Annotated in this window: 19 protein-coding genes; 7 read left to right on the top strand and 12 right to left on the bottom strand. The window is 71.5% G+C overall.

Annotated elements, in window-relative coordinates; genetic code table 11:
• Positions 1 to 139: 139 nt before the first annotated feature.
• The 4 genes from whiA to uvrC are packed head-to-tail and all read right to left on the bottom strand — an operon-like array spanning position 140 to position 5,491.
• Positions 140 to 1,129 (bottom strand): DNA-binding protein WhiA, encoded by a 990-nt coding sequence (whiA, locus tag ACZ6B1_RS23360; RefSeq protein WP_358939662.1) that lies wholly within the window; start codon positions 1,127 to 1,129, stop codon positions 140 to 142.
• On the bottom strand, positions 1,120 to 2,214 hold the full coding sequence (locus ACZ6B1_RS23355; RefSeq protein WP_468781245.1) for a gluconeogenesis factor YvcK family protein: 1,095 nt from the start codon (positions 2,212 to 2,214) through the stop codon (positions 1,120 to 1,122). Before ACZ6B1_RS23355 ends, whiA begins: the two co-directional genes overlap by 10 nt.
• Positions 2,211 to 3,236, bottom strand: a complete 1,026-nt coding sequence (gene rapZ, locus ACZ6B1_RS23350; RefSeq protein WP_468781243.1) for an RNase adapter RapZ — start codon at positions 3,234 to 3,236, stop codon at positions 2,211 to 2,213. Before rapZ ends, ACZ6B1_RS23355 begins: the two co-directional genes overlap by 4 nt.
• Positions 3,233 to 5,491: an excinuclease ABC subunit UvrC gene (uvrC, locus tag ACZ6B1_RS23345; RefSeq protein WP_468781241.1), complete on the bottom strand. Its 2,259-nt coding sequence runs from the start codon at positions 5,489 to 5,491 to the stop codon at positions 3,233 to 3,235. Before uvrC ends, rapZ begins: the two co-directional genes overlap by 4 nt.
• A 325-nt stretch (positions 5,492 to 5,816) precedes the next feature.
• On the opposite strand from uvrC, the gene ACZ6B1_RS23340 reads away from it, so the two are divergent.
• Positions 5,817 to 6,764 (top strand): hypothetical protein, encoded by a 948-nt coding sequence (locus ACZ6B1_RS23340; protein ID WP_468781239.1) that lies wholly within the window; start codon positions 5,817 to 5,819, stop codon positions 6,762 to 6,764.
• Positions 6,765 to 6,785: 21 nt separating this feature from the next.
• Here ACZ6B1_RS23340 and ACZ6B1_RS23335 read toward each other — a convergent pair whose 3' ends face one another.
• Positions 6,786 to 7,211, bottom strand: coding sequence for a Rieske (2Fe-2S) protein (locus ACZ6B1_RS23335; protein ID WP_468781237.1), 426 nt, complete (start codon positions 7,209 to 7,211; stop codon positions 6,786 to 6,788).
• A gap of 304 nt (positions 7,212 to 7,515) precedes the next feature.
• On the opposite strand from ACZ6B1_RS23335, the gene ACZ6B1_RS23330 reads away from it, so the two are divergent.
• Both ACZ6B1_RS23330 and ACZ6B1_RS23325 read left to right on the top strand, forming a co-directional pair.
• A complete protein-coding gene (locus tag ACZ6B1_RS23330) occupies positions 7,516 to 8,640 on the top strand; it encodes a LacI family DNA-binding transcriptional regulator (protein WP_468781235.1) in 1,125 nt (374 codons plus the stop codon).
• Positions 8,637 to 9,548: a carbohydrate kinase family protein gene (locus tag ACZ6B1_RS23325; RefSeq protein WP_468781233.1), complete on the top strand. Its 912-nt coding sequence runs from the start codon at positions 8,637 to 8,639 to the stop codon at positions 9,546 to 9,548. The genes ACZ6B1_RS23330 and ACZ6B1_RS23325 overlap by 4 nt, the downstream gene beginning before the upstream one ends.
• A gap of 88 nt (positions 9,549 to 9,636) precedes the next feature.
• Here the strand turns inward: ACZ6B1_RS23325 and uvrA are convergent, their stop codons facing one another.
• Positions 9,637 to 12,681: an excinuclease ABC subunit UvrA gene (uvrA, locus tag ACZ6B1_RS23320; protein WP_468781231.1), complete on the bottom strand. Its 3,045-nt coding sequence runs from the start codon at positions 12,679 to 12,681 to the stop codon at positions 9,637 to 9,639.
• A gap of 225 nt (positions 12,682 to 12,906) precedes the next feature.
• Here uvrA and ACZ6B1_RS23315 point away from each other — a divergent pair, with 225 nt between their 5' ends.
• On the top strand, positions 12,907 to 13,593 hold the full coding sequence (locus tag ACZ6B1_RS23315) for a maleylpyruvate isomerase family mycothiol-dependent enzyme (RefSeq protein WP_468781230.1): 687 nt from the start codon (positions 12,907 to 12,909) through the stop codon (positions 13,591 to 13,593).
• Between the two features lie 45 nt (positions 13,594 to 13,638).
• Positions 13,639 to 14,295, top strand: coding sequence for an MBL fold metallo-hydrolase (locus ACZ6B1_RS23310; protein ID WP_468781228.1), 657 nt, complete (start codon positions 13,639 to 13,641; stop codon positions 14,293 to 14,295).
• A 287-nt stretch (positions 14,296 to 14,582) separates the two neighbouring features.
• Here the strand turns inward: ACZ6B1_RS23310 and aroQ are convergent, their stop codons facing one another.
• A complete protein-coding gene (aroQ, locus tag ACZ6B1_RS23305) occupies positions 14,583 to 15,056 on the bottom strand; it encodes a type II 3-dehydroquinate dehydratase (RefSeq protein ID WP_468781227.1) in 474 nt (157 codons plus the stop codon).
• Positions 15,057 to 15,310: 254 nt separating this feature from the next.
• On the opposite strand from aroQ, the gene ACZ6B1_RS23300 reads away from it, so the two are divergent.
• Positions 15,311 to 16,582, top strand: coding sequence for an MFS transporter (locus tag ACZ6B1_RS23300; protein ID WP_468781225.1), 1,272 nt, complete (start codon positions 15,311 to 15,313; stop codon positions 16,580 to 16,582).
• Between the two features lie 33 nt (positions 16,583 to 16,615).
• Here the strand turns inward: ACZ6B1_RS23300 and ACZ6B1_RS23295 are convergent, their stop codons facing one another.
• The 4 genes from ACZ6B1_RS23295 to ACZ6B1_RS23280 all read right to left on the bottom strand — a co-directional run bounded on the left by ACZ6B1_RS23295 (position 16,616) and on the right by ACZ6B1_RS23280 (position 21,678).
• The gene (locus tag ACZ6B1_RS23295; protein ID WP_468781223.1) at positions 16,616 to 17,716 is read right to left on the bottom strand and encodes a calcium:cation antiporter; all 1,101 of its coding nucleotides are present in this window, start codon (positions 17,714 to 17,716) and stop codon (positions 16,616 to 16,618) included.
• 137 nt (positions 17,717 to 17,853) lie between these two features.
• Entirely contained in the window at positions 17,854 to 18,855 is a 1,002-nt protein-coding gene (locus ACZ6B1_RS23290) for a TerC/Alx family metal homeostasis membrane protein (RefSeq protein ID WP_468781566.1), read from the bottom strand.
• Positions 18,856 to 19,076: 221 nt separating this feature from the next.
• Positions 19,077 to 21,071 carry a TerD family protein gene (locus ACZ6B1_RS23285; RefSeq protein ID WP_468781221.1) on the bottom strand — a complete coding sequence of 665 codons (1,995 nt, stop codon included), beginning with the start codon at positions 21,069 to 21,071 and terminating at the stop codon, positions 19,077 to 19,079.
• 28 nt (positions 21,072 to 21,099) lie between these two features.
• On the bottom strand, positions 21,100 to 21,678 hold the full coding sequence (locus ACZ6B1_RS23280; protein ID WP_468781220.1) for a TerD family protein: 579 nt from the start codon (positions 21,676 to 21,678) through the stop codon (positions 21,100 to 21,102).
• A 432-nt stretch (positions 21,679 to 22,110) separates the two neighbouring features.
• Here ACZ6B1_RS23280 and ACZ6B1_RS23275 point away from each other — a divergent pair, with 432 nt between their 5' ends.
• The gene (locus ACZ6B1_RS23275) at positions 22,111 to 22,356 is read left to right on the top strand and encodes a hypothetical protein (protein ID WP_468781218.1); all 246 of its coding nucleotides are present in this window, start codon (positions 22,111 to 22,113) and stop codon (positions 22,354 to 22,356) included.
• 39 nt (positions 22,357 to 22,395) lie between these two features.
• On the opposite strand, the gene uvrB is transcribed toward ACZ6B1_RS23275, so the two are convergent.
• Positions 22,396 to 24,549 (bottom strand): excinuclease ABC subunit UvrB, encoded by a 2,154-nt coding sequence (uvrB, locus tag ACZ6B1_RS23270; protein ID WP_468781216.1) that lies wholly within the window; start codon positions 24,547 to 24,549, stop codon positions 22,396 to 22,398.
• Positions 24,550 to 24,583: the final 34 nt, after the last annotated feature.

The following is a 24,583-nucleotide window of genomic DNA, read 5'->3' as shown; positions in this document are numbered from 1 at the left end:
GGCCTGACCGCCACAGCGGCGACCAGGCTGCCAGGTTCATGTCACTCCATGATCGAGTCAAGGGCGCCTCATAGACACGGGAACGCCGGTGCCGGCAGCCCAAATGGGCGCCGGCATCGGCGAGTTGGCGTGGAGCGGGTCAGCCCGCCAGGTTGTCCGCCAGTTCCTCCGAGAGGTTGGACTCGGTGCCCGGGATACCCATGTCGGAGGCGCGCTTGTCGGCCATCGCCAGCAGCCGGCGGATCCGGCCCGCGACCGCGTCCTTGGTGAGCGGCGGGTCGGCGAGCGCGCCCAGCTCCTCCAAGGAGGCCTGCTTGTGCTCCATGCGCAGGCGCCCGGCGGCGGCGAGGTGCTCGGGCACCTCCTCACCGAGGATCTCCAGGGCCCGCTGGACCCGGGCACCGGCGGCCACGGCGGCACGGGCCGAGCGGCGCAGGTTGGCGTCGTCGAAGTTGGCCAGCCGGTTGGCGGTGGCCCGCACCTCGCGCCGCATCCGGCGCTCCTCCCAGGCCAGCACGGACTCGTGCGCGCCGAGCCGGGTCAGCAGGGCGCCGATCGCGTCACCGTCGCGGACGACCACCCGGTCCACCCCGCGCACCTCGCGGGCCTTGGCCGCGATGGACAGCCGGCGGGCCGCACCGACCAGGGCGAGCGCGGCCTCCGGCCCGGGGCAGGTCACCTCCAGCGAGGAGGAGCGGCCCGGCTCGGTCAGCGAGCCGTGCGCCAGGAACGCCCCGCGCCACGCTGCCTCCGCGTCGCAGGTGGCCCCCGAGACCACCTGCGGGGGCAGGCCGCGGATCGGACGGCCGCGGCCGTCGACGAGGCCGGTCTGGCGGGCGAGCTGGTCGCCGCCCGCCACCACCCGCACCACGTAGCGCGAGCCGCGGCGCAGGCCGCCGGGCGCCATCACGATCAGTTCCGAACTGTGGCCGAAGATCTCCAGGATGTCCCGCTTGAGCCGGCGGGCGGCCATCGCGGTGTCCAGCTCCGCCTCGATCACGATGCGCCCGCTCACCAGGTGGAGGCCGCCGGCGAACCGCAGAATGGCGGAGACCTCCGCCTTCCTGCAGCAGGTCCGGGTGACGGGGAGCCGGGAGATCTCGTCCTTCACCGCTGCCGTCATCGCCATGGGCCGATCCTTCCATGCATCCGAAAAATACGGTCGTACGCGGCGGCCAACAGCTCCGGGTCATGCCTGGGGCTTCCGTCGGTCCGGGCCACCGGCGCCAGCTCGACCGCGGCTCCGAGCCGCTTGGCGGCCTCGGTGAGCGAGTCGCGGTCGGGCACGGCGGCCTCGTCGGCCAGCACCACGTCCAGGGCGAGTTTAGGGGCGTGTCGCCCCAAAACCTCCAAATGACGCTGCGGGGAGAAGCCCTCGGTTTCTCCGGGCTGCGGGGCGAGGTTCAGCGACAGTACACGGCGCGCCTTGGTCGCGGTCAGCGCGTCCAGCAGTTCGGGGACGAGCAAATGCGGGATGACCGAGGAGAACCAGGAGCCGGGGCCCAGCACCACCCAGTCCGCGTCCAGGACGGCGGCGACGGCCTCCGGGACGGCGGGCGGGTCGTGCGGCACGAGGTGCACCGACTGCACCTCGCCCGGGGTGAGGGCCACCGTCGCCTGGCCGCGTACGGTGTCCACGTCCTCGGGGCGCTCCGGGTCGTGCCCCTTGACCAGGGCCTGCAGCTCCAGTGGCACGGCGGACATGGGCAGCACCCGCCCGTGCGCGCCGAGCAGCCTGCCGACCAGGTCCAGGGCCTGGACGTGGTCGCCGAGCTGTTCCCACAGGGCCACGATCAGCAGATTGCCGACCGCGTGGTCGTGCAGGTCGCCCTGGGACTGGAAGCGGTGCTGGATGACCCGGGCCCAGGTCTGGCCCCAGTCGTCGTCCCCGCACAGCGCGGCCAGCGCCTTGCGCAGGTCACCGGGCGGCAGCACGCCCAGCTCGTCGCGCAGGCGCCCGCTGGAGCCGCCGTCGTCGGCCACCGTGACCACGGCGGTGAGGTCACCGGTGATCCGGCGCAGCGCGGCGAGCGAGGCGGACAGGCCCATGCCGCCGCCGAGGGCGACGACCTTGGGCTGGGCGCCGCGCCTGCGGGGCCGGCCGCCACGTGCCTCGGCGGGGCGGACCGCCCCGCCGTCGGCCGTCGCGCGGCCGGAACGGCTGTCCGGCACCATCCGTCGCAGCCGGCTCAGCCGCCGTGTACGTGCCGTCATTCCCGTCCCATGTCCCGGTGTACGACCACCGTCTCCACGCCCTCGGCCACGAGGCGCGCGGCGAGTTTCTCCGACATCGCCACCGAGCGGTGCTTGCCCCCGGTACAGCCGATGGCGATGGTCACGTACCGCTTGCCCTCGCGCCGGTAACCGGCCGCGATGAGGCGCAGCAGCTCGGCGTACCGGTCGAGGAACTCCTTGGCGCCGGGCTGGTTGAAGACGTACGCGGCGACCTCCTCGTTGAGGCCGGTGTACGGGCGCAGCTCCGGGACCCAGTGCGGGTTGGGCAGGAAGCGCATGTCCGCGACCAGGTCGGCGTCGACCGGGAGGCCGTACTTGAAGCCGAAGGACATGACGGTGGCCCGCAGCTCGGGCTCCTCCTCGCCGGCGAACTGGGCGTCCATCTTGGCGCGCAGCTCGTGCACGTTGAGGCTGGAGGTGTCGATCACCAGGTCGGCGTCGCCGCGCAGCTCGCGCAGCAGCTCGCGCTCGGCGGCGATGCCGTCGACGATCCTGCCGTCGCCCTGCAGGGGGTGCGGGCGGCGCACCGACTCGAAGCGGCGCACCAGGGCGTCGTCGGAGGACTCCAGGAAGACGATCCGCCGGGTGACGTTCTTGGCCTCCAGGTCCGCCAGGGACTCGCGGAGGTTGTCGAAGAAGCGGCGGCCGCGGACGTCGACGACGACCGCGATCCGCGCCACGTTGCCCTGGGAGCGGGCGCCCAGCTCGACCATGGTCGGGATGAGGGCGGGCGGCAGGTTGTCGACGACGAACCAGCCGAGGTCCTCCAGGCACTTCGCCGCCGTCGACCGGCCCGCTCCGGACATGCCGGAGATGATCACCAGCTCGGGGATGGCCGGCTCGGCGGGGCCGGCCGGTGTGACGTCCGTACTCACCTGTGCTCCGTTGTCCTGAACCGGCTGCCGCGAGTCGGCTCCGGCCGCCTGCTGCGGCTGGTTCCCGCCCGCTTCCCCGTGCGCCTGTTCTCGCCGTGCCGTGGGCTGTGCGTCGTGCTCGGTCATGTCTCCTGCCCCCGTCGTTCGTCCGGGAGGCCCGCGCTCACGGGCTCCCCCGCGGAACCCGCAGTCGTTCCGGGTTCCTCGTCCTCAATGATCTCTCCGGTCGCCGTGTTGACGGCGGGTCCGGCCGGGACCGCCCCGGCGAGGGCCGCGGCGATGGTCTCGGCCGTCTTCCGGCCTATCCCCGGCACTTCCTGGATCTGCTCGATTGTCGCGGACCGCAGCCTCTTCACCGAGCCGAAATGCTTGATGAGCGCCTGTTTACGGGTGTCACCGAGGCCGGGTACGTCGTCCAGGGGGCCGGCGCGGAAACGCTTGGCGCGCTTGGTGCGCTGGTAGGTGATCGCGAAGCGGTGGGCCTCGTCGCGGACGCGCTGGAGCAGGTACAGGCCCTCGCTGGTGCGGGGCAGGACCACCGGGTCGTCCTCGCCGGGCACCCAGACCTCCTCCAGCCGCTTGGCGAGGCCACACACGGCGATGTCGTCGATGCCCAGCTCGTCCAGCGCCCGGCGGGCCGCGGCGACCTGCGGCTGCCCGCCGTCGACGACCACGAGCTGGGGAGGGTAGGCGAACTTCCTGGGGCGGCCGTCGTCGTCCTTGAGGGCGCCGTCGATCACGTCCGTGCCGGCGAGGGGGGCCGCCGTGCCGGTGAGCGGGGCCGCCGTGGCGTCGGTGGGTGCGGTCCCTCCGGCGGTGAGCGGGGTTACGCCGTCAGCGGGTGCGGCCCTTTCACCGGTGAGCGCGGGCCCGCCGTCGCCGAGCGCGATCCCACCGCCGGCCGGCGTTACCGCCCCGTCGGTGCGGACGGTCCCGGCATCCGTCGTCGCCTCCTCGCCGTCGGCCCACTCCCCGGTCCGCTCCTTCTCCGCGAGATAGCGCCGGAAGCGGCGGCTGATCACCTCGTGCATGGAGCGGACGTCGTCCTGCCCGGCGAAGCCCTTGATCTGGAAGCGGCGGTACTCGCTCTTGCGCTGCAGCCCGTCCTCGAAGACGACCATGGAGGCGACCACGTCGTCGCCCTGGAGGTGCGAGATGTCGTAGCACTCGATCCGCAGCGGCGCGCTGTCCAGGTCCAGGGCCTCGGCGATCTCCTCCAGCGCGCGCGAGCGCGTGGTCAGGTCGGAGGCGCGCTTGGTCTTGTGCAGGGCGAGGGCCTGCAGGGCGTTGCGCTGGACGGTCTCCATGAGCGCCTTCTTGTCGCCGCGCTGCGGCACCCGCAGCGAGACGTTCGCCCCGCGGCGGCCGGCCAGCCACTCCTGGACCGGCTCGACCGGCTCCGGCAGGGCCGGGACCAGGACCTCCTTGGGGACGGCGTCCCCGCTCTCCTCGCCGTAGAGCTGCTGCAGGGCGTGCTCGACGAGGGCGCCGGTGGTGACTTCCTCGACCTTGTCCGTCACCCAGCCGCGCTGGCCGCGCACCCGGCCGCCGCGCACGTGGAAGATCTGCACCGCCGCCTCCAGCTCGTCCTCCGCGACGGCGATGAGGTCGGCGTCGGTCGCGTCGGCGAGCACGACCGCGTTCTTCTCCATGGCCTTCTTCAGGGCCCCGATGTCGTCGCGCAGGCGGGCGGCCCGCTCGTACTCCATCTCCTCCGCGGCCTCCGTCATCCGGCTCTCCAGACGGCGGAGGTAGGTGCCGGTGCGGCCGGCCATGAAGTCGCTGAACTCCTCGGCCAGCTCCCGGTGGTCCTCCGGGCTGATCCGTCCGACACAGGGGGCGGAGCACTTGCCGATGTAGCCGAGCAGGCAGGGCCGGCCCGTGCGGGCGGCGTTCTTGAAGACACCGGCCGAGCAGGTGCGCACCGGGAAGACGCGCAGCAGCAGGTCGACGGTGTCGCGGATGGCCCACGCGTGCGCGTACGGGCCGAAGTACCGTACGCCCTTCTTCTTGTGACCGCGCATCACCTGTACCCGCGGGAACTCCTCGTTCATCGTCACCGCGAGGTACGGGTAGCTCTTGTCGTCGCGGTACTTGACGTTGAACCGGGGGTCGTACTCCTTGATCCAGGAGTACTCCAGCTGCAGCGCCTCGACCTCCGTGGACACCACGGTCCACTCCACGGACGCGGCGGTGGTCACCATCGTCCGGGTGCGGGGGTGCAGGCCCGCCAGGTCCTGGAAGTAGTTCGCCAGGCGCTGGCGCAGGCTCTTCGCCTTTCCGACGTAGATCACCCGGCGGTGCTCGTCACGGAACCTGTACACCCCGGGAGAGTCCGGGATCTCACCCGGCCTGGGGCGGTAGCTGGAGGGATCGGCCATGCTTCACACCCTACTGGCGAGCACCGACACCGCGTCGGGCCTGTGGACGGCGCACCCGTGGCGGACGCTCCCCCGGGGGAGGCGAGGTCGGCCGGAAATCGCGCGTGCGGGGGCCGTGACCCGGCCAGAGCGGACCGCGACCGGTCCGCGGTGTTGTCGGGGCATGGTCAACACGCTTCAATGCGTGGGAACTCGGGGCCGCGCCCACCGGGCACGGACGCGACGTGCGCGGAGACGGGTGTGCCCGGGCGCCCACGGGGGTGAACCCGCGCCGCGCCAGCGGTCTGACCAGCCGTCGTGACACCTCACAGAAAGGCCTCTGTCCATGCGGCACGCCACAGAGCACGCGGACGTCCCCATCGCCGAACTGGACACGGCCCTGCGGGGCGGCCCCTTCCATGTGGCGCTGCGCGCCGCGATCGCCGCCCGCGGACTGCCGCTCCAGCGCGTGCAGCACCATCTCTCCCGCCACGGGGTCAGGGTCGGCATCACGAGTCTGAGCTACTGGCAGCAGGGCGCCCGGCGCCCGCAGCGCCCCGAGTCGCTGCGCGCCGTACGGGCGCTGGAGGAGATCCTGCGGCTGCCGGACGAGTCGCTGATCCGGCTGCTCACCGAGACCGGCGAACCAGGGGTCTCCGGCCGCCGTCCGGCCCGCTCCTACCGCTCGCTGGCGGCGGCCTGTGACGCCGGGAACCGGCTCCGGTCCGATCTGGACTGGTCCCTGGACGGGGGTCTGCACACCCTGGGCCATCACCAGCGCGTCAGGATCGGCGGCCGGCGCGAGCTCGCCGGCCTGGAGTCCCACCACATCGTGCGGGCCCATCGCGACGGCGTCGACCGTTTCGTCGCCGTCCACCACGGCGACCCCGGCTGCAGTCCGGGCGCGATGACGGTGCGCGCCCTGGAGAACTGCCGCACCGGCCGGGTCCGCTGGGACCAGGACACCGGTGTGCTGGTGGCGGAGCTGCTGTTCGGCACCCGGCTGCGTTCCGGCGAGACGTTCCTCTTCCGCTACGGCGTCGAGGACGGCACGGCGGGAGTCTCGGGCGAGTACGTCCACCGGTTCGGTTTCCCGGGCGGCCAGTACGCGCTCCAGGTGGGCTTCGACGCGGCGGCGCTGCCGGCCCGCTGCCACCGCTTCACCCAGCACACCCCGGCCGCTCCGCGCGGCGGCCGGCAGGAACTGCGGATCAGCGCGCCGCACCACGGCGTCCATGTGTTCGAGCCCCGGATCCGGCCGGGGCTGGTGGGCATCGCGTGGGAGTGGGAGTGACCCCGCCGGGGGTGAACCCGCTCAGGCGCCGGGCCCGGCGATGATCCGCCCCTTCGAGGCGCGGACCGGGAGCTCGCCGAGCGGCTCGGTGGCCGGGGCCTGCAGCACCTCGCCGGTCACCGCGTCGAACTCGCTGCCGTGGCAGGGGCAGATCAGGGTGGTGCCCTGGAGTTTGTTGATGACGCAGCCGGCGTGGGTGCAGACCGTGCTGTAGGCCTTGAGCGCGCCGCCCGCGTCCCTGCTGACCACCACGTTCCGGTCCCGGTAGAGCTTGGCGCCCCCCTTCGCGACCTCGCTCTCGGCGCCCAGGTCGACCGGCGTGGTCGGGGTCGCGTCGGCCGAGTCGTCGCCCGGGGCCGAGCAGGCGGCGAGTCCCAGCCCGGCGGCCGGGGCCACGGCGGCTCCCCACAGGACGGTACGACGGCTCGCTGACGATCGGGCGGGCATCAGGATCTCCACTGGTCAGGGGGCGTGCAGCCCGACGATACCCGGGGACGGCCGGGGGTCGGGGGGCGGGTCCGGGGCGGCGGCAGACGGGAAGGGACCCCTGTGGACGGGGGCGATAGCAGGGTGGTGATCGACGCGTAAACGTTTGCGCAAGCGTTTACGCGAGCTGTCCGGATGAGATACGTTCCCCGCCGGAGGGCCACCCGCCCGTGGCCCCGGCGGCTCACACGGCTCGGAAGGCCGGCAAGGCTCGCACGGCTCCGAAGCCCCGTACGGCTCAGCCGGCTGGAGAAGGGATGACACGATGCCCACGATGGCCGACGTGGCCCGCAGTGCCGGAGTCTCCGTGGCGACCGTCTCCCACGTGCTCAACGGCACGCGTCCCGTGCTGCCCCACACCCGTCAGGCCGTACTGGACGCCGTCGACACCCTCGGCTACACCCCCAACACCCTGGCCCGCTCCCTGGTGACGTCCCGCACCCGCTCCATCGGTCTCGCAGTGTCGGCGATCAGCAACCCGTACTTCACGGAGATCCTCCAGGGCGTCGAGGCAGCCGCCCTGGAGGCGGGTTACAGCCTCCTCATCGCCGATCCGCACGACGACCCCGCGCACGAGCGCAAGGTCGTCCAGCTGCTCCACGAACGCCGGGTGGACGGCATGATCGTCGCCCCGTCCGCCCACCCGCACGACCTCGTGGCCTACCTCGGCCGTCACGCGGTGCCCGCCGTGTTCCTCGACCGGGTGCTCCCGTCCGGCGACCACGCCGTCGGCGGCCCGGCACCCGAGCGGGCACCGTTCGATCAGGTGTGCGCCGAGAACACCGGCCCGACCGCGGATCTCGTCGGTCATCTCGCGGAGCTGGGCCACCGCCGGATCGGCCTGGTCGCGGGCCTGTCCGGCCTCAGCACCACCGGGGAACGGATCGCCGGTTACCGACAGGCCCTCGCCACCGCGGGACTGCCCTTCGACCAGGATCTCGTGGTGTCCGGCCACTCGGAGTCGGCCGGCGCCGAGCGGGCCACGGCCGCGCTGCTCTCGCTGCCCGCTCCGCCCACCGCGCTCGTCACGGCCAACAACGCCATGACCATCGGCGCCCTGCGCACCCTGCGCGAGCGGAATCTGGCCGTACCGGGCGCCATCGCCCTGTGCTGCTTCGACGACTTCGCCTGGGCCGATCTGTTCTCGCCCCGGCTCACCGCCATCGCCCAGCCCAGCAGGGAGATCGGCGCCCGGGCCGTCCGCGTGCTCCTGGAGAGGCTGGCCGCGCCGGACCGGCCCACCAGGACCGTCCGGCTGCCCTGCGCCTTCGTCCACCGCACCTCCTGCGGGTGCCCGGAGCGGCGGGACGGGTCCGCGGACCGGCCGCCGGCCGGGGCCCGCGGGGACACCGAACCATCCGCGTCCGTGGAGAGGGGAACCGCCTCGTGATCGTCGTCGCCGGAGAGGCACTGATCGACCTGGTACCGCGCGGCCCGGGCGCCCTGGCCGACCTGAAGCCGGCGCTGGGCGGCGGCCCGTACAACACCGCGGTGGCCCTCGGCCGTCTCGGCTCCCCGTCCGCCTTCTGCTCCCGCACCTCCCGCGACGCCTTCGGGGAGGCCCTGCTCGACGGGCTGCGGCGGGCCGGGGTGGAGGTGTCGGACGTACAGCGCGGCCCCGAGCCGACCACCCTGGCCGTCGCCACCGTCGACGCCGAGGGCTCGGCCGCCTACTCCTTCTACGTGGACGGCACCGCCGACCGCCTCTTCAGCGCCCCCGCCGCTCTTCCCGCGGGCACGCGCGCGGTGTCCTTCGGCACCTGTTCGCTCGTCCTGGAGCCTGGGGCGAGCGGCTACGAGAAGCTGATGCGGGAAGCGGCAGCACAGGGCCTGTTCACCGCCCTCGACCCCAACATCCGCACCGGGCTGATCCCGGACGCGGACGCCTACCGGGCGCGCTTCCGCGGCTGGCTGCCCTCGGTGACGCTGCTGAAGCTGTCCGCGGAGGACGCCGAGTGGCTCGGCGGCACTCCGCGGGAGTGGCTGGCCGCGGGGCCTTCGGCCGTCGTGGTCACCCGGGGCGGCGAGGGCCTCACCGTGCACACCCGGGACGGCGCGGAGCACTCCGTGCCGGGCGAGAAGGTCGAGGTCGTGGACACCATCGGCGCCGGGGACACCGTGAACGCGGCCCTGCTGCACGGACTGGCCGTCCAGGACGCGCTGTCGCCCCGAGGGCTCGCAGCCCTGGGGGCCGACGGCTGGCGGCGGCTGCTGCGGTTCGCCGCGCGCGCGGCGGCGATCACCTGCTCCCGGGCAGGGGCGGAGCCGCCGTTCGCGGCCGAACTGGGCGAGCTGTAGCCCCCCTCGACGCACAGGCGGCGCCCTGCGGGGAGTTCCCGCGGGGCGCCGCCTGCCTGACGGCAGGTCAGGAGCGCCGCCGGTGACCTCAGGCCTTGCGGGCCCGGGTCGTCTTCTTCGCCGGTGCGGCCTTCTTCGCCGGTGCCGCCTTCTTCGTGGCGGCGGTGGCCTTCCCGGTGGCCGTGTTGTTGGCCTTGGCCGTCACCGTCTTCTTCGCCGTCGAGCGGGCGGCGGCCGTCTTCCTGGCCGCCGTGCCGCGCGGTGCCTTCACCGGTTCCGCGTCGCTGACGCGGTCGGCGCCGAGGACCTCGCGCAGGAACTTGCCGGTGTGGCTGGCCGGAACCCCGGCGACCTCCTCGGGCGTGCCCTCGGCGACCACGAGACCGCCGCCGGCGCCGCCCTCCGGGCCCATGTCGACGAGCCAGTCGGCGGTCTTGATCACATCGAGGTTGTGCTCGATGACGATGACCGTGTTGCCCTTGTCGACCAGGCCGGAGAGGACCTTCAGCAGCTTGCTGATGTCCTCGAAGTGCAGACCGGTGGTCGGCTCGTCCAGGACGTAGACCGTGCGGCCGGTGGAGCGCTTCTGCAGCTCGCTGGCGAGCTTCACGCGCTGCGCCTCACCGCCGGACAGGGTGGTCGCGGACTGGCCGAGCCGGACGTAGCCGAGGCCGACGTCCTTCAGTGTGCGCAGGTGCCGTGAGATGGACGGGACCGCCTCGAAGAAGTCGGTCGCCTCCTCGATCGGCATGTTGAGCACCTCGGCGATGGACTTGCCCTTGTAGTGGACCTCCAGGGTCTCCCGGTTGTACCGGGCGCCGTGGCAGACCTCGCACGGGACGTAGACGTCCGGGAGGAAGTTCATCTCGATCTTGATCGTGCCGTCACCCGCGCAGTTCTCGCAGCGGCCGCCCTTGACGTTGAAGGAGAAGCGGCCGGGCAGGTAGCCGCGGACCTTCGCCTCGGTGGTCTCGGCGAACAGCTTGCGGATGTGGTCGAAGACGCCGGTGTAGGTCGCCGGGTTGGACCGCGGGGTGCGGCCGATGGGCGACTGGTCCACGTGCACGACCTTGTCGACGAGGTCGTCGCCGTCCACGCGCGTGTGCCGTCCGGGGACGTTGCGCGCGCCGTTCAGCTCGCGCGCCAGGTGCGTGTACAGGATGTCGTTGACCAGCGTCGACTTGCCGGAGCCGGACACGCCGGTCACGGCCGTGAAGACACCCAGCGGGAAGGACACGTCGATGTCCTGCAGGTTGTTCTCCCGCGCACCGTGCACGGTCAGCTGCCGGGACGGGTCGCGGGGGCGCCGTACGTCGGGCAGCGGGATCGACTTGCGGCCCGAGAGGTACTGGCCGGTCTGGGACTCGGCGTTGGCGAGCAGTTCCTTCAGGGAACCGCTGTGCACGACCTTGCCGCCGTGCTCGCCGGCGCCGGGGCCGATGTCCACGATCCAGTCGGCGACCTTGATGGTGTCCTCGTCGTGCTCGACGACGATGAGCGTGTTGCCCATGTCGCGCAGCCGGACCAGGGTCTCGATCAGTCGGTGGTTGTCCCGCTGGTGCAGGCCGATGGACGGCTCGTCCAGCACGTACAGGACACCGACCAGACCGGAGCCGATCTGGGTGGCGAGGCGGATGCGCTGGGCCTCGCCGCCGGAGAGGGTGCCGGCCGCGCGGTTGAGCGAGAGGTAGTCCAGGCCGACGTCGACCAGGAACCTCAGCCGCTCGTTGACCTCCTTCAGGACCCGCTCGGCGATCTTCTTGTCGCGGGCGCTCAGCTTCAGCTCGCCCAGGAAGTCCGCGCAGTCGCTGATCGACATCGCGGAGACCTCGGCGATGGACTTCTCCATGACCGTCACGGCCAGGACGATCGGCTTCAGGCGCGTGCCCTCGCAGGACGGGCAGGGCACCTCGCGCATGTAGCCCTCGAAGCGCTCACGGCTGGCGTCGCTCTCGGCCTCGCTGTGCCGGCGCTTGACGAAGGGCACCGCTCCCTCGAAGGGGGTGGTGTACACGCGCTCGCGGCCGTACCGGTTGCGGTAGCGGACCTCGATCTGGGTCTTGTGGCCGTACAGCAGGGCCTTCCTCGCCCGCTGGGGCAGGCCCGCGAAGGGGATGTCGGTGCGGAAGCCGAGGGCGTCGGCGAGGGCGCCGATCAGACGGCCGAAGTAGTCCTTGGTGTGGCCGTGCGACCAGGGGTGGATGGCCCCCTCGTCGAGGGACTTGTCCTCGTCCGGGACGATCAGCTCGGGGTCGACCTCCATGCGCGTGCCGATGCCGGTGCACTCGGGGCAGGCGCCGAAGGGCGAGTTGAAGGAGAAGGAGCGCGGCTCCAGCTCCTCGAAGGACAGGTCGTCGTAGGGGCAGTACAGGTGCTCCGAGTACATGCGCTCGCGCTCGGGGTCGTCCTCGGGGAGGTCGACGAAGTCGAGCACGACCATGCCGCCGGACAGGCCGAGCGCGGTCTCCACGGAGTCGGTGAGCCGGCGCTTGGCGGAGTCCTTGACCGTGAGGCGGTCGATGACCACCTCGATGGTGTGCTTCTCCTGCTTCTTCAGCGTGGGCGGTTCGGAGAGCTGGACGGTCTGTCCGTCGACGCGCGCGCGGGAGTAGCCCTTGGTCTGCAGGTCCGAGAAGAGGTCGACGAACTCGCCCTTGCGCTCGCGCACCAGCGGCGACAGCACCTGGAAGCGGCTGCCCTCCGGCAGCTCCAGAACCCTGTCGACGATGGCCTGCGGCGACTGCCGCGAGATGGGGCGGCCGCACTCGGGACAGTGCGGCTTGCCGATGCGCGCGAAGAGCAGGCGCAGGTAGTCGTAGACCTCGGTGATGGTGCCGACCGTGGAGCGCGGGTTGCGCGAGGTCGACTTCTGGTCGATGGAGACGGCCGGGGACAGACCCTCGATGAAGTCCACGTCCGGCTTGTCCATCTGGCCGAGGAACTGCCGGGCGTACGAGGAGAGCGACTCCACGTAACGCCGCTGTCCCTCGGCGAAGATCGTGTCGAAGGCCAGCGAGGACTTGCCCGACCCCGACAGGCCCGTGAAGACGATGAGCGAGTCGCGCGGGAGGTCGAGCGAGACATTCTTCAGGTTGTGCTCGCGCGCTCCACGGACGATGAGACGGTCGGCCACGCCGGTCCGCACCTTTCTTGAGAGAAGTGACAGGGGCCGGGGCCCCCGTGCTTCTTCGAGACTAGGGGGAGCCACTGACAGCGCCGGTCGGATTCCGGGATGCATAACAATCCCGGGCCCTCGTGCATGCCCGGCGCCACCTTCGACGATATAGCACGTGCTTTCGATTTATGGGCGAGCTTCACCACCTTCACCCGAAGGGGTGGCGCGACTAGGGTCAGGGCCATGATTGATCACGCTCATGACCTGGCATGTGTGCAGGACGCGACCGAGCGGCTCCTCACCGCTGTCGCCAAGCTGGACAACGCCTCGATGGCCGAGCCGTCACGCCTGCCCGGCTGGACGCGCGGGCACGTTCTCGCCCACCTCGCCCGCAACGCGGACGCCCTCGTGAACGTCCTCGAGGGCCGGCCCATGTACGAGAGCGCCGAGGCCCGGGACGCCGACATCGAACGGGACGCCCCGCGCCCGCTGGACGCCCAGCTCAGTGACGTGCGCGAGAGCGCCGCCGGTTTCCAGCGAGCAGGGGCCGTGCCGGCGGACTGGACGCGCACGGTGGAGCTGCGCAACGGCGTCACCGACTCCGCGGCCCGCCTGCCGTTCCGGCGGTGGGCCGAGGTCGACCTGCACCACGTGGACCTCGGGATCGGCTACGAGCTGGAGGATCTTCCGGCGGAGTTCACGGAGCGCGAGACCGGTTTCCTGGCGGACCGCTTCGCCGGACACCCCGAGGTCCCGGCGACCCGGATCACGGACGGTACGCGCGCGTGGCGCACCGGCCGCGAGGCGGCCGTGGCCGAGGTCACGGTGAGCGGCGCGCCGGCGGACCTGCTGGGCTGGCTCGCCGGGCGCCGTGAGGGGGCCGCGCTGGAGGTGACGGGCGGCGCGCTGCCGGAGCTGCCTCCGCTCTAGCGCGACACGGTTCTCCGGGCGCCGGCCCGCTATAGGCTGATCACCATGACGTACAGCGGAGAGGTCAGGGTCGGCGGACCCGCGGACGTGCACGAGCTGAAAGACCTGATGATCACCAAGATCGCGGTCGGCCCGATGGACAACAACGCCTATCTGCTGCGCTGCCGGGCCACCGACGAGCAGCTGCTGATCGACGCCGCCAACGACGCCGGGGCGCTGCTGGGCTCGATCGGTGACGACGGCATCGCGTCCGTCGTCACCACCCACCGGCACGGCGACCACTGGCAGGCGCTCGCCGAGGTCGTCGCCGCCACGGGCGCGCGTACGTACGCCGGCCGGGAGGACGCGCCCGGCATCCCGGTGGCCACCGACGTCCTCGTCGACGACGGCGACGTCATCCGGGTCGGGCGCGTGGAGCTCACCGCCCGCCACCTCGTCGGGCACACCCCGGGCTCCATCGCCCTGGTCTACGACGACCCGCACGGCCATCCGCACGTCTTCACCGGCGACTGCCTCTTCCCGGGCGGTGTGGGCAACACCCACAAGGACCCCAAGGCGTTCGCCAGCCTGATCCACGACGTCGAGACGAAGATCTTCGACGTGCTGCCGGACGAGACCTGGGTCTACCCCGGACACGGCAACGACACCACGCTGGGCACGGAGCGGCCGCATCTGTCGGAGTGGCACGCGCGCGAGTGGTAGCCGCGAAGGCAAGACACACGCCGGGCGCACGCCCTTGATGCACGCCGGGCGCGCACGCCATGGTGCGCGCCCCGTGTGAACTCTTCACACGCGCCGGGGGCTCGTGAGCGCTCCCCTGGGCCCGTGACACGCGGTCAACTGGTAGCAGCCCCGCGCAGGACGACGGCTCCTGAGCGGTATGGGCCGCCGGTCTCCAACCCCGCCCTCGACCGGCGGCCCGGGCAGAGGCGTGTTCGGCACCGCCCCACTCCTCACGCCCGAGCGGTCGCCGGTGGCCGCCCGTTGGGCTACGCGTCGGCCTGAGCCGCTCCCGCCAGCGCGGCGACCCGCTCCACGCCGAACACATAGCCCTGGACCCCGCAGCCCGCGATCACGCCGTCGGCGCGCAGCGAGACGTAGCTGTGGTGCCGGAACGCCTCGCGCTGGTGGATGTTGGAGATGTGCACCTCCAGCACCGGCAGGCCGTCACAGGTGTTGAGCGCGTCCAGGATCGCCACCGACGTGTGGGAGTAGGCGCCGGGGTTGATGACGATGCCGCTGTGGTTCAGCCGCGCCTCGTGGATCCAGTCGACCAGTTCACCCTCGTGGTTGGACTGCCGGAAGTCCACCGTGCCGCCGTGCGCGGCCGCGGCCTTGGCGCACAGCGCCTCCACGTCGGCGAGCGTGTCCTTGCCGTAGATCTCGGGCTGACGCTGGCCGAGGAGGTTCAGGTTGGGCCCGTTGAGGATCATGATCGGGGCGTTGGCCAGGGTGCGGGGCACGGTTCCTCCGGTCCGTTCGTGGCGGTGCGTTCACGACCGCTTCTCGGACCCGGTCTATCACGGCACGGCGAGCGGCCGAGGAGCGGCCGAAAGAGCGGGCGAGGGACAGCCGATGAGCGGCCGAGGGGCGGCGTACGCCGGTCGGTCCGGCTCGCGCCGCGGTCCCCGGTCAGCTCCGTGCGCCCCCGTAACCCAAGATCGCTGGGGGCGGTTGACGCGGCATGCAGCCCGTACGCCCCGTGAGGGCACCTTCCATGCCGCGGCTGGCGGCCGCCTCGCTCGCCGGGACCGCGATCGAGTTCTACGACTTCTTCGTCTACGGGACCGCGGCGGCTCTCGTGCTGGGCCCGCTGTACTTCCCGACGTTCTCGCCGATCGCCGGGACGCTCGCGGCGTTCGGCACGTTCGGGGTGGGATTCGTGGCCCGGCCGCTCGGCTCGGTGCTCTTCGGGCATCTCGGCGACCGGCGCGGACGGCGCGCGGTGCTGGTCGCCTCCCTGCTGCTGACCGGCGCCTCGACGGTCGCGGTCGGTTGCGTGCCGGCGTACGGGACGATCGGAGCGGCCGCCCCCGTGCTGCTGCTCCTGCTGCGCTTCCTCCAGGGGCTGGGGCTCGGCGGTGAGTGGGGCGGGGCGGTGCTGCTGACCGCCGAGCACGCGCCTGCGGGACGGCGTGCCCTGTGGTCGAGCTTTCCCCAAGTGGGGCCCGCGGTGGGCTTCGTGCTCGCCAACGGTGTGATGCTCGCGCTGTCGGCCGCCCTGCCCGACGACCAATTCGCCCAGTGGGGCTGGCGGGTGCCGTTCTGGGCGGCCGGGGTACTGGCCCTGGCCGGGCTGTGGCTGCGCCGCTCACTCACCGAGAGCCCCCGGTTCCTGGAGATCGACGACCACGCGCGAGTGCCGCTCGTGGAGGTCGTCCGCCACCACGGGCGGCTGGTGCTGCTGACGGCCGGGGCGCTGGCCGTCGGATACGCGGTGTTCTACGCGGTGACGACATGGTCGCTGGCGTACGCCACCGGACGGCTCGGGGTGAGTCGCACCGTCATGCTGACCTGCGTCATGGCCGCGGTGGTGGTGAAGGGAGCGCTGACGCCCCTCATGGCGCTGCTCGGCGACCGCTACGGCCGGCGCCCGCTGTGCCTGGCCGGCTGCGCGGGCTGCGCGCTGTGGATGCTGCCGATGGTCGCGCTGCTCGCGACCGGTGAACCGCTGCTGATGTTCCTCGGCATCCTGGGCGCGCTGATCGCCTTCATCACCATGTTCGCGGTGATCGCCGCGTACCTGCCGGAGCTGTACGAGGCGCGGGTGCGCTGCACGGGCGCCGCGGTCGGCTACAACCTCGGCGGCGTCCTGGGCGGCGCCCTCACCCCGATCGTGGCGACGGCGCTGGCGGACCGCGGCGGGCGCGTCCCGTGGGGGGTGGGCGCCTATCTGACCGGGATCTCCCTGGTGAGCCTGGTCTGCTTCGCCCTGCTGCCGGAGACACGGCCGGCGCCCGCGCCCGCGATGGAACCGGCCCGAGGCTGACCGGGCCCGGGCCGGCACCGCCATGAACGAGACCTAGGGGTTGATCGCCAGCTCCAGGTAGGCCGCGAACAGCACCAGGTGCACACCGCCCTGCAGGGGTGTGGCCCGGCCCGGCACCACTGTCAGGGAGCTGACCACCACGGTCAGCGCGAGCAGCAGCATGTCGGTCGCGTCGAGGCCGAGTACGAGCGGTCCGGACAGCCAGACGGAGGCCAGGGCGACGGCGGGGATGGTCAGGCCGATGCTGGCCATCGCCGAGCCGAGCGCGAGATTGAGGCTGGTCTGCACCCGGTCCCGGCGGGCCGCGCGCAACGCCGCGATGGTCTCGGGCAGCAGTACGAGCAAGGCGATGATCACGCCGACGACCGCCTGGTGCAGGCCGGCCGCCTGCACCCCGGACTCGATGGTCGGGGACACACCCTTGGCCAGTCCGACCACGCCGATCAGGGCGAGGCCGAGCAGAGCGAGGCTGATCCATGCCGTGCGCGCGGACGGGGGCCCGGCGTGGTCGTCCCCCGTGATCACACCGCCCTGCCGGCTGATCGGCAGGAAATAGTCACGGTGCCGCACGGTCTGGGTGGCCACGAACAGTCCGTAGAGGATCAGCGAGGACAGCGCGGCGAAGGTGAGCTGGACGGTGGAGAACTCGGGGCCGGGCTTGCTGGTGGTGAAGGTCGGCAGCACCAGGCTGAGCGTGGCGAGGGTCGCCACGGTGGCCAGCGCGGCACCCGTGCCCTCCGGGTTGAAGACCGCGGTGCCGTGCCGCAGGGAGGCCGCGAGGAGACTGAGTCCGACGATGCCGTTGCAGGTGATCATCACGGCGGCGAAGACCGTGTCCCGGGCCAGGGTGGCGCTCTTGTCGCCGCCGTCGATCATGAGGGTGACGATCAGGGCCACCTCGATGATCGTGACGGCGATGGCCAGCACCAGGGAGCCGAAGGGCTCGCCCACTTGGTGCGCGATCACCTCGGCGTGGTGCACGGCGGCGAGGACGGAACCGGCGAGGACCAGGGTGACCAGCGCGACGAGCGGACCGGGGAGGCCGCGGCCCCAGGTGAGGATCAGCAGGACGACCGCGAGTACCGGCACGAGGAACGTCCACTGGGTGGTGAGCGGTCTGAGCCGAGCGATCATGCTGCGATCGTGGCAGACCCGCGCAGGATTCGCATTCCGTTCTTTTCGGATCCTTTGTCATCCTTCCTGCGCGGGGCCCGGTCACGGTGCGACCGGTGCCCCGCGGGTTCGGTGCTGATTGCCGCGCGCAGGGCCGGTCAGGCGTCGACGCTGCGCTTGGCCGGCTCGTCGCTGCCGGGGTCCGCCGCTTCGGTCGCCGCCTGCTTCCGGGAGGCGATCAGGCTGGTGATGGTGGTGACGGCCAGGACCGCGCAGATCACGCCGAGCGACACCGGGATGCTGATCTCTGGGACATGGACCCCCGACTCGTGCAGGGCGTGCAGCACCAGCTTGACGCCGATGAAGGCCAGGATGATCGACAGGCCGTACGACAGGTGGACCAGCTTCCTCAGCAGGCCGCCTATGAGGAAGTACAGCTGGCGCAGTCCCATCAGGGCGAAGGCGTTGGCGGTGAAGACGATGTACGGGTCCTTGGTCAGGCCGAAGATCGCGGGGATCGAGTCCAGCGCGAACAGCACGTCCGTGGTGCCGATGGCCAGCATCACGACCAGCATCGGGGTCATGACCCGCTTGCCGTTCTGCTGGATCCACAGCTTGGTGCCGTGGTACCGGTCCGCCACGCCGAACCTGCGCTCCGCGGCCTTCAGCAGCTTGTTCTCCTCGTACTCCTCTTCCTCCTCGTCGGCCCGCGCGTCCTGGACGAGCTTCCAGGCGGTCCAGATCAGGAAGGCACCGAAGAGGTAGAACACCCAGGAGAAGCTGGCGATGATCGCGGCGCCGGCGGCTATGAACACGGCACGCAGCACCAGGGCGATGAGGACGCCGACCAGTAGCACCCGCTGCTGGTACTGCGAGGGCACCGCGAACTTCGCCATGATCAGCACGAAGACGAAGAGGTTGTCGACGCTCAGGGATTTCTCGGTGATGAAGCCGGCGAAGAACTCGCCGGCCGGCGCGCCGCCACCGAACAGGAGCAGGCCGAGGCCGAAGAGCCCGGCGAGGGCGATCCAGACGACCGTCCAGGCACCCGCTTCCTTGATCGACACGTCATGGGGCTTGCGCCCGATGAAGAAGTCGATCGCGATGAGGACGGCAAGGCCCACGATGGTGAGGACCCAAAGGGTCGGGGAGACTTCCACTGCACCTCCGGCATAGGTCATGGCAAACACATCTGCGTTGTCATTGCCGGAGGTCTCTTCCACCCGCGAGGGCCGACGCCCCGGGATCCGTAACGGTCCGTACTGACGGGTGCGCCGCAGTCAGGGAGTACTCCCCTCCGCACGGAAAACAGTACCCCAATCACCAAGGAAAGGTAAAGGGATTGGCAAAGGAGATACCAAAGTGGCTGCTCAGAGCCGCTTTACCTAGGCTTGGTGCGGGCTGCTGCGACTTCGGTGAGCACCTGCTGGAGGATCCCGCTGCCGGAAGGGACGAGCGAGGGCTCGTACGTCCAGGCGTGGCCGACCCAGGGGTCGGCGAGGTGGTCGTCGGGGACGGGAGTGAGTCGCATGAGCGAACGCCACAGAGGGTCGAGCAACGGACCGTAGGCCGCCGCGTCCTGGCGGTCCGCGACCATCAGAAGGTGGACGCCGACGGCCGGCCCCTCGTCGGCGAGGTAGCGCAGCCTGGTCACTGCCCGGTCGTCGAAGCCGTGCGGGAAGTCGTTCAGGAGCAGCAGTTGCTGAGCGGCGTCGAAGTCGGGCGGCAGGGACTCGGCCGCCCCGCCACGCAGCGCCATCTGCACCAGGTCGACCCGTCGGGTGAGCCGTCCCAGGATGTCCGCCACGCCCGCCGCGCCGGTGCCGGGCGGCACCGTGACGGCACCCGTCCCGGTCAGCGGCAGGAGCGCCTGGGCCGCCGTACCGGCCGGGTCCAGGACCTGGACGTTGAACTCCCCCGCCGGATGGACGGCGAGCAGCCGGACGGCGAGCGCCACCGCGGCGTCCATGGCGAGTCGGCGTGTCTCAGCGGAGTCCAGGAAGACATCGTCGGCTCCTGGCGCGGGGCCGCTGTCGATCCACAGGCCGCGTTCGAGCGGGAGCCTGACCAGCAGCGGTATGGACAGCGGGGCGCTCTCCGGAAGGTGGAGGTCGCCGAGCCGCAGGGCCATCGGCGGTTCGGCCGGCACCCGGTAGCCGTGCCAGACCGGGCTGTCCCAGCGGGCACAGGCCACAGGGAGCGCGGGCTCGACCACCTCTGACTCGGCGGCGAGCTGCGCGACGTCGCGGTCGAGCGCGGCCCGGGCCCGGTCGACCAGCTGGGTGTGCCGGGCCTGGGCCGCCTCCCGAGCGGCTTCGCCCGCCGCGCCGAGCCGGGCGCGGGGGTCGGCGAGGGCCTGGTCGAGTTCCCTCTCCAGGCGGGCGTCGGCGAAGTCGACGGCGCTGCGGTACGCGGCCGTGGTGCGGGCCAGGTCCTCGAACATGCCCCAGACCTGGTTGTACAGACGTTCGTCCATCGACCAGCCCACCGCGTCGCCCGCGACGGGTCGCGGCGGCTGCCCGTCGAAGGCGGCGGGAGACGCGGCCTGCGAGGGGGCGGGTGGCGGGGTCGGCACGGGCGGGTGACCCGGCGGGTCCGGATTCCGCCGACGGGGATGGGTGTAGTCGATCCGAGCGCCGGCGGCTGATTCGGTCCGGTCGGCGGCGGGGGGAGTCGAACCAGCGGTGGAGGGTGCGTCGATCCGGTCGGCGGCGAGCGGAGTCGAACCAGCCGTGGAGGGTGCCGGATCGGCGGGAGGTGCGCAGGTGCGGCCCACGCTCCGGAACTCGCCGACGGGCTCCACGTGGCACCGGGCCGCCGTCCGCTCGACGGCGGCCGCCAGCCCGTCCGGCGCAGGATGGCCGTGGTCGGTCAACAGGGCGGCGAGGCCGCCCGCGTACCCCTGCCCGACGGCACGGATCTTCCACGCGCCCTGCCTGCGGTAGACGTCCAGGACCACCACGGCGGACTCACGGTCCAGGCCACTGAGGGCGAAACGGGCGATGGCGGCACCCTCCGCATCGGCATCCCCCGCGTCCTCGCCCACCACGGCACAGGGCGGCTGGAGCCCACCGAAACCGTGCTGCCCGTCGGCGCCGCCGCCGACGGGCAGCGCCATGAGCACCCGCACCTCGATCACCGGCTCGGGCACCGCGTCGAGATCGATGCGGAGCGGTCCGGTGGCGGCCTCCCGTGGCGCGATGAGGCCCGGAAGACCCGGCGTGCCGGGGAGCGCGACCCATTCGGGCCGCGCCAGCCGGCTGCGCCCGTCGGTGTACACGGCGCCGAGTATGACGGGGCGCTCCGCGGTCAGCCGGATCGCGAGGCGCCGCGCGGACAGCACCTGGTTCTGCCCGCGCGCCAGTTCGGTGGCCATGCCCTCCCCCTGCCTGTTCCGCGAACGCCTACAGATGGGGCACGATCGCCGGGGCCAGGTCCTCGATCGTCCGGCCGTGGCTGGGTTCACCGATCGCCTGCATGGTCCAGCCGTCGTTCTGGCGGGCCACCTTGGCCATGATCTGGGCTGTGGCCGAACCGCCGCCGGTGAGCGTGTAGCGGGCGAGTTCCTGGCCGGTGGTCTCGTCGACCAGCCGGCAGAAGGCGTCCTCCACCTCGGCGAAGGTCTGTCCGTTGAAGGAGTTCACCGTGAACACGATCTGGTCGACGTGGACCGGGACGCGCTGGAGGTCCACGAGGATCGACTCGTCGTCACCGCCCTGCCCGGCGCCTCCCACCAGGTTGTCGCCGGTGTGCCGGACCGACCCGTCCTTGCTCAGGAGCTGACGGAACCAGACGGCGTCCACCACGTCTCCGCCGGCGAAGAGGACGGCCGACGCGTCCAGGTCGACCTCCCGGGTGCGGCCGCCGAAGAGGCCGCGGCGTCGGGCCGCTTTCCAGCCGAGGCCCATCCGGACCGCCGTCAGAGTGCCGCCGCCGGACTTCTGCAGGCTGACGGCCTGCCCCTTGGACAAGTTGACGCTCATTCGGGTCCCCTCTCTCGCCGAGTCGCAGGCTCGGCACCCCGACCTCCCGGCGATCCGTGTCCGTCACCGCCACCCTATGAGCTTCGGCCTCGGTCATGGCCCTACGGCGGACGCCTTTGTGGCAAGGCTGCGACACACCCGCGGTCCGCGGGGGAACCGGGCGACGCCCTGGCGCAGGTCGTCCGCGCGGTGCTGCGTGTGGATCCGGGGCGGGACGCGCTGGGACTTGCGGACCTCCTGGCCTCCCGGACCTCGATCTGGACCTCTCGGTCGTGCTCTTCGCCGACGGGCAGCCGGTGTCGTGGTGTTCTTCCGCCACCTCGTCAGCGACGACGGATCCGTTCGGCACACCGGGGACAGTCTCATCGAGGGCATCAACGAGTCGGTCATCATCGAGCTTCCCGCGTCCCCGCGCACATCGACGCCATCGTCATGACGCTCGACTCATTCACCGGTGCGTCGTTCAGCGAGGTCGAGACCGTGATCTTTCGCCTCATCGACGAGGTGCGCGGACTCGAGAGGGTCAGCAGCGCCCTCCGGGGAAGCCATCCCGGCACCGCGTGCATCCTGGCCAAGCTCGCTCGCGCCCGGACGCACTGGCAACTGACCACGAAGCAGATCTGGGCCAACGGCCGCACCTTCCAGGACCTGATGCCGGCGATGACGAGAGTGCTGTGAGGGCGCGATCCCGGTGAAGCCGGGACCGCGCCGCTGTCCCTACGCCAGACCCGCCTCACGCATCTGCCGCAGCTCCTTCTTCATCTCGGACACCTCGTCGCGCAGCCGGGCGGCGATCTCGAACTGGAGCTCGGCAGCCGCTGCGCGCATGCGCTCCGTCATCTCCTCGATCTGCTCGGCGAGTTCGGCCGCCGGGCGGTCCGTGGGCACCGTCGCCGCCTTGCCCTTGGCGGACTTCGCGGCCTTGCCCGCCTTCGCGCCCTTGGCCGCCTTGTCGCCGAGCGCGGGGACGGGAGCCTTGGCGCCCTTGCCGTCCTTCAGCTTGCGGTAGCCGGAGCCGAGCAGCTGTTCGGTGTCGACCTCCTCGCGGGCGATCTGCGCGACGATGTCGTTGATCTTCTTGCGCAGCGGCTGCGGGTCGATGCCGTTGGCCTTGTTGTAGGCGACCTGCTTCTCCCGGCGCCGGTTGGTCTCGTCGATGGCCTTCTCCATCGCCGGGGTGATCTTGTCCGCGTACATATGGACCTGGCCGGAGACATTGCGCGCCGCGCGGCCGATGGTCTGGATCAGCGAGGTACCGGAGCGCAGGAAGCCCTCCTTGTCCGCGTCGAGGATGGCCACCAGGGACACCTCGGGCAGGTCGAGGCCCTCGCGCAGCAGGTTGATGCCGACGAGGACGTCGAACTCGCCGGAGCGCAGCTCGCGCAGCAGCTCGACACGGCGCAGCGTGTCGACGTCGCTGTGCAGGTAGCGCACCTGGATGCCCAGCTCCAGGAAGTAGTCGGTGAGGTCCTCGGCCATCTTCTTGGTGAGCGTGGTGACCAGGACGCGCTCGTCCTTCTCGGTGCGCTTGCGGATCTCGTGCACCAGGTCGTCGATCTGCCCCTCGGTGGGCTTGACCACGACCTCCGGGTCGACCAGGCCCGTCGGGCGGATGATCTGCTCCACGACCCCGTCCCCGCGCGACAGCTCGTAGGCGCCCGGGGTCGCCGACAGATAGACGGTCTGCCCGATGCGCTCCTGGAACTCCTCCCATTTCAGGGGCCGGTTGTCCAGGGCGGAGGGCAGCCGGAAGCCGTGGTCGACCAGGGTGCGCTTGCGGGAGGCGTCACCCTCGTACATGGCGCCGATCTGGGGAACCGTCACGTGCGACTCGTCGATGACGAGCAGGAAGTCGTCCGGGAAGTAGTCCAGCAGGGTGTTGGGCGGCGAGCCGGGCAAGCGGCCGTCGAAGTGCATCGAGTAGTTCTCCACACCGGAGCAGGTGCCGATCTGGCGGAGCATCTCGATGTCGTACGTCGTGCGCATGCGCAGGCGCTGCGCCTCCAGGAGCTTGCCCTGCTTCTCCAGCTCGGCCAGGCGCTCCCCCAGCTCCTTCTCGATATCGTTGACGGCCCGTTCCATGCGCTCGGGTCCGGCGACGTAGTGGGAGGCGGGGAATACGTACAGCTGCTGGTCGTCGCTGATGATCTCGCCGGTGAGCGGGTGGAGCGTGGACAGCGCCTCGATCTCGTCGCCGAACATCTCGATGCGGACGGCCAGCTCCTCGTAGACCGGGAAGATCTCGATGGTGTCGCCGCGGACCCGGAAGGTGCCCCGGGCGAAGGCCATGTCGTTACGGGTGTACTGGATGTCGACGAAGCGGCGCAGCAGATCGTCGCGGTCGATCTCGTCTCCGACCCTGAGGGGGACCATCCGGTCCACGTACTCCTGCGGGGTGCCGAGGCCGTAGATGCAGGACACCGAGGCGACCACGACGACGTCGCGGCGGGTGAGCAGCGAGTTCGTCGCCGAGTGGCGCAGCCGCTCCACCTCCTCGTTGATCGAGGAGTCCTTCTCGATGTAGGTGTCCGACTGCGGGACGTAGGCCTCGGGCTGGTAGTAGTCGTAGTACGAGACGAAGTACTCGACGGCGTTGTTGGGCAGGAGCTCGCGGAACTCGTTGGCCAGCTGCGCGGCCAGCGTCTTGTTCGGCGCCATCACGAGGGTGGGACGCTGGAGCTTCTCGATCATCCACGCGGTGGTGGCGGACTTGCCGGTGCCGGTCGCGCCGAGCAGGACGACGTCCTTCTCACCGGCCTCGATGCGCTTGGCCAGGTCGGCGATGGCCGCCGGCTGGTCACCGCTGGGCTGGTAGGGGCTGACGACCTCGATGGGCGCCACCGTGCGTTCGATGTGGGAAACGGGCCGCATGCCATCAACCGTACGACCCTCCACTGACAACGGG

The organism is Streptomyces sp. NPDC041129, assembly GCF_055592265.1.
This window is presented reverse-complemented; position numbering and strand designations above follow the sequence as displayed.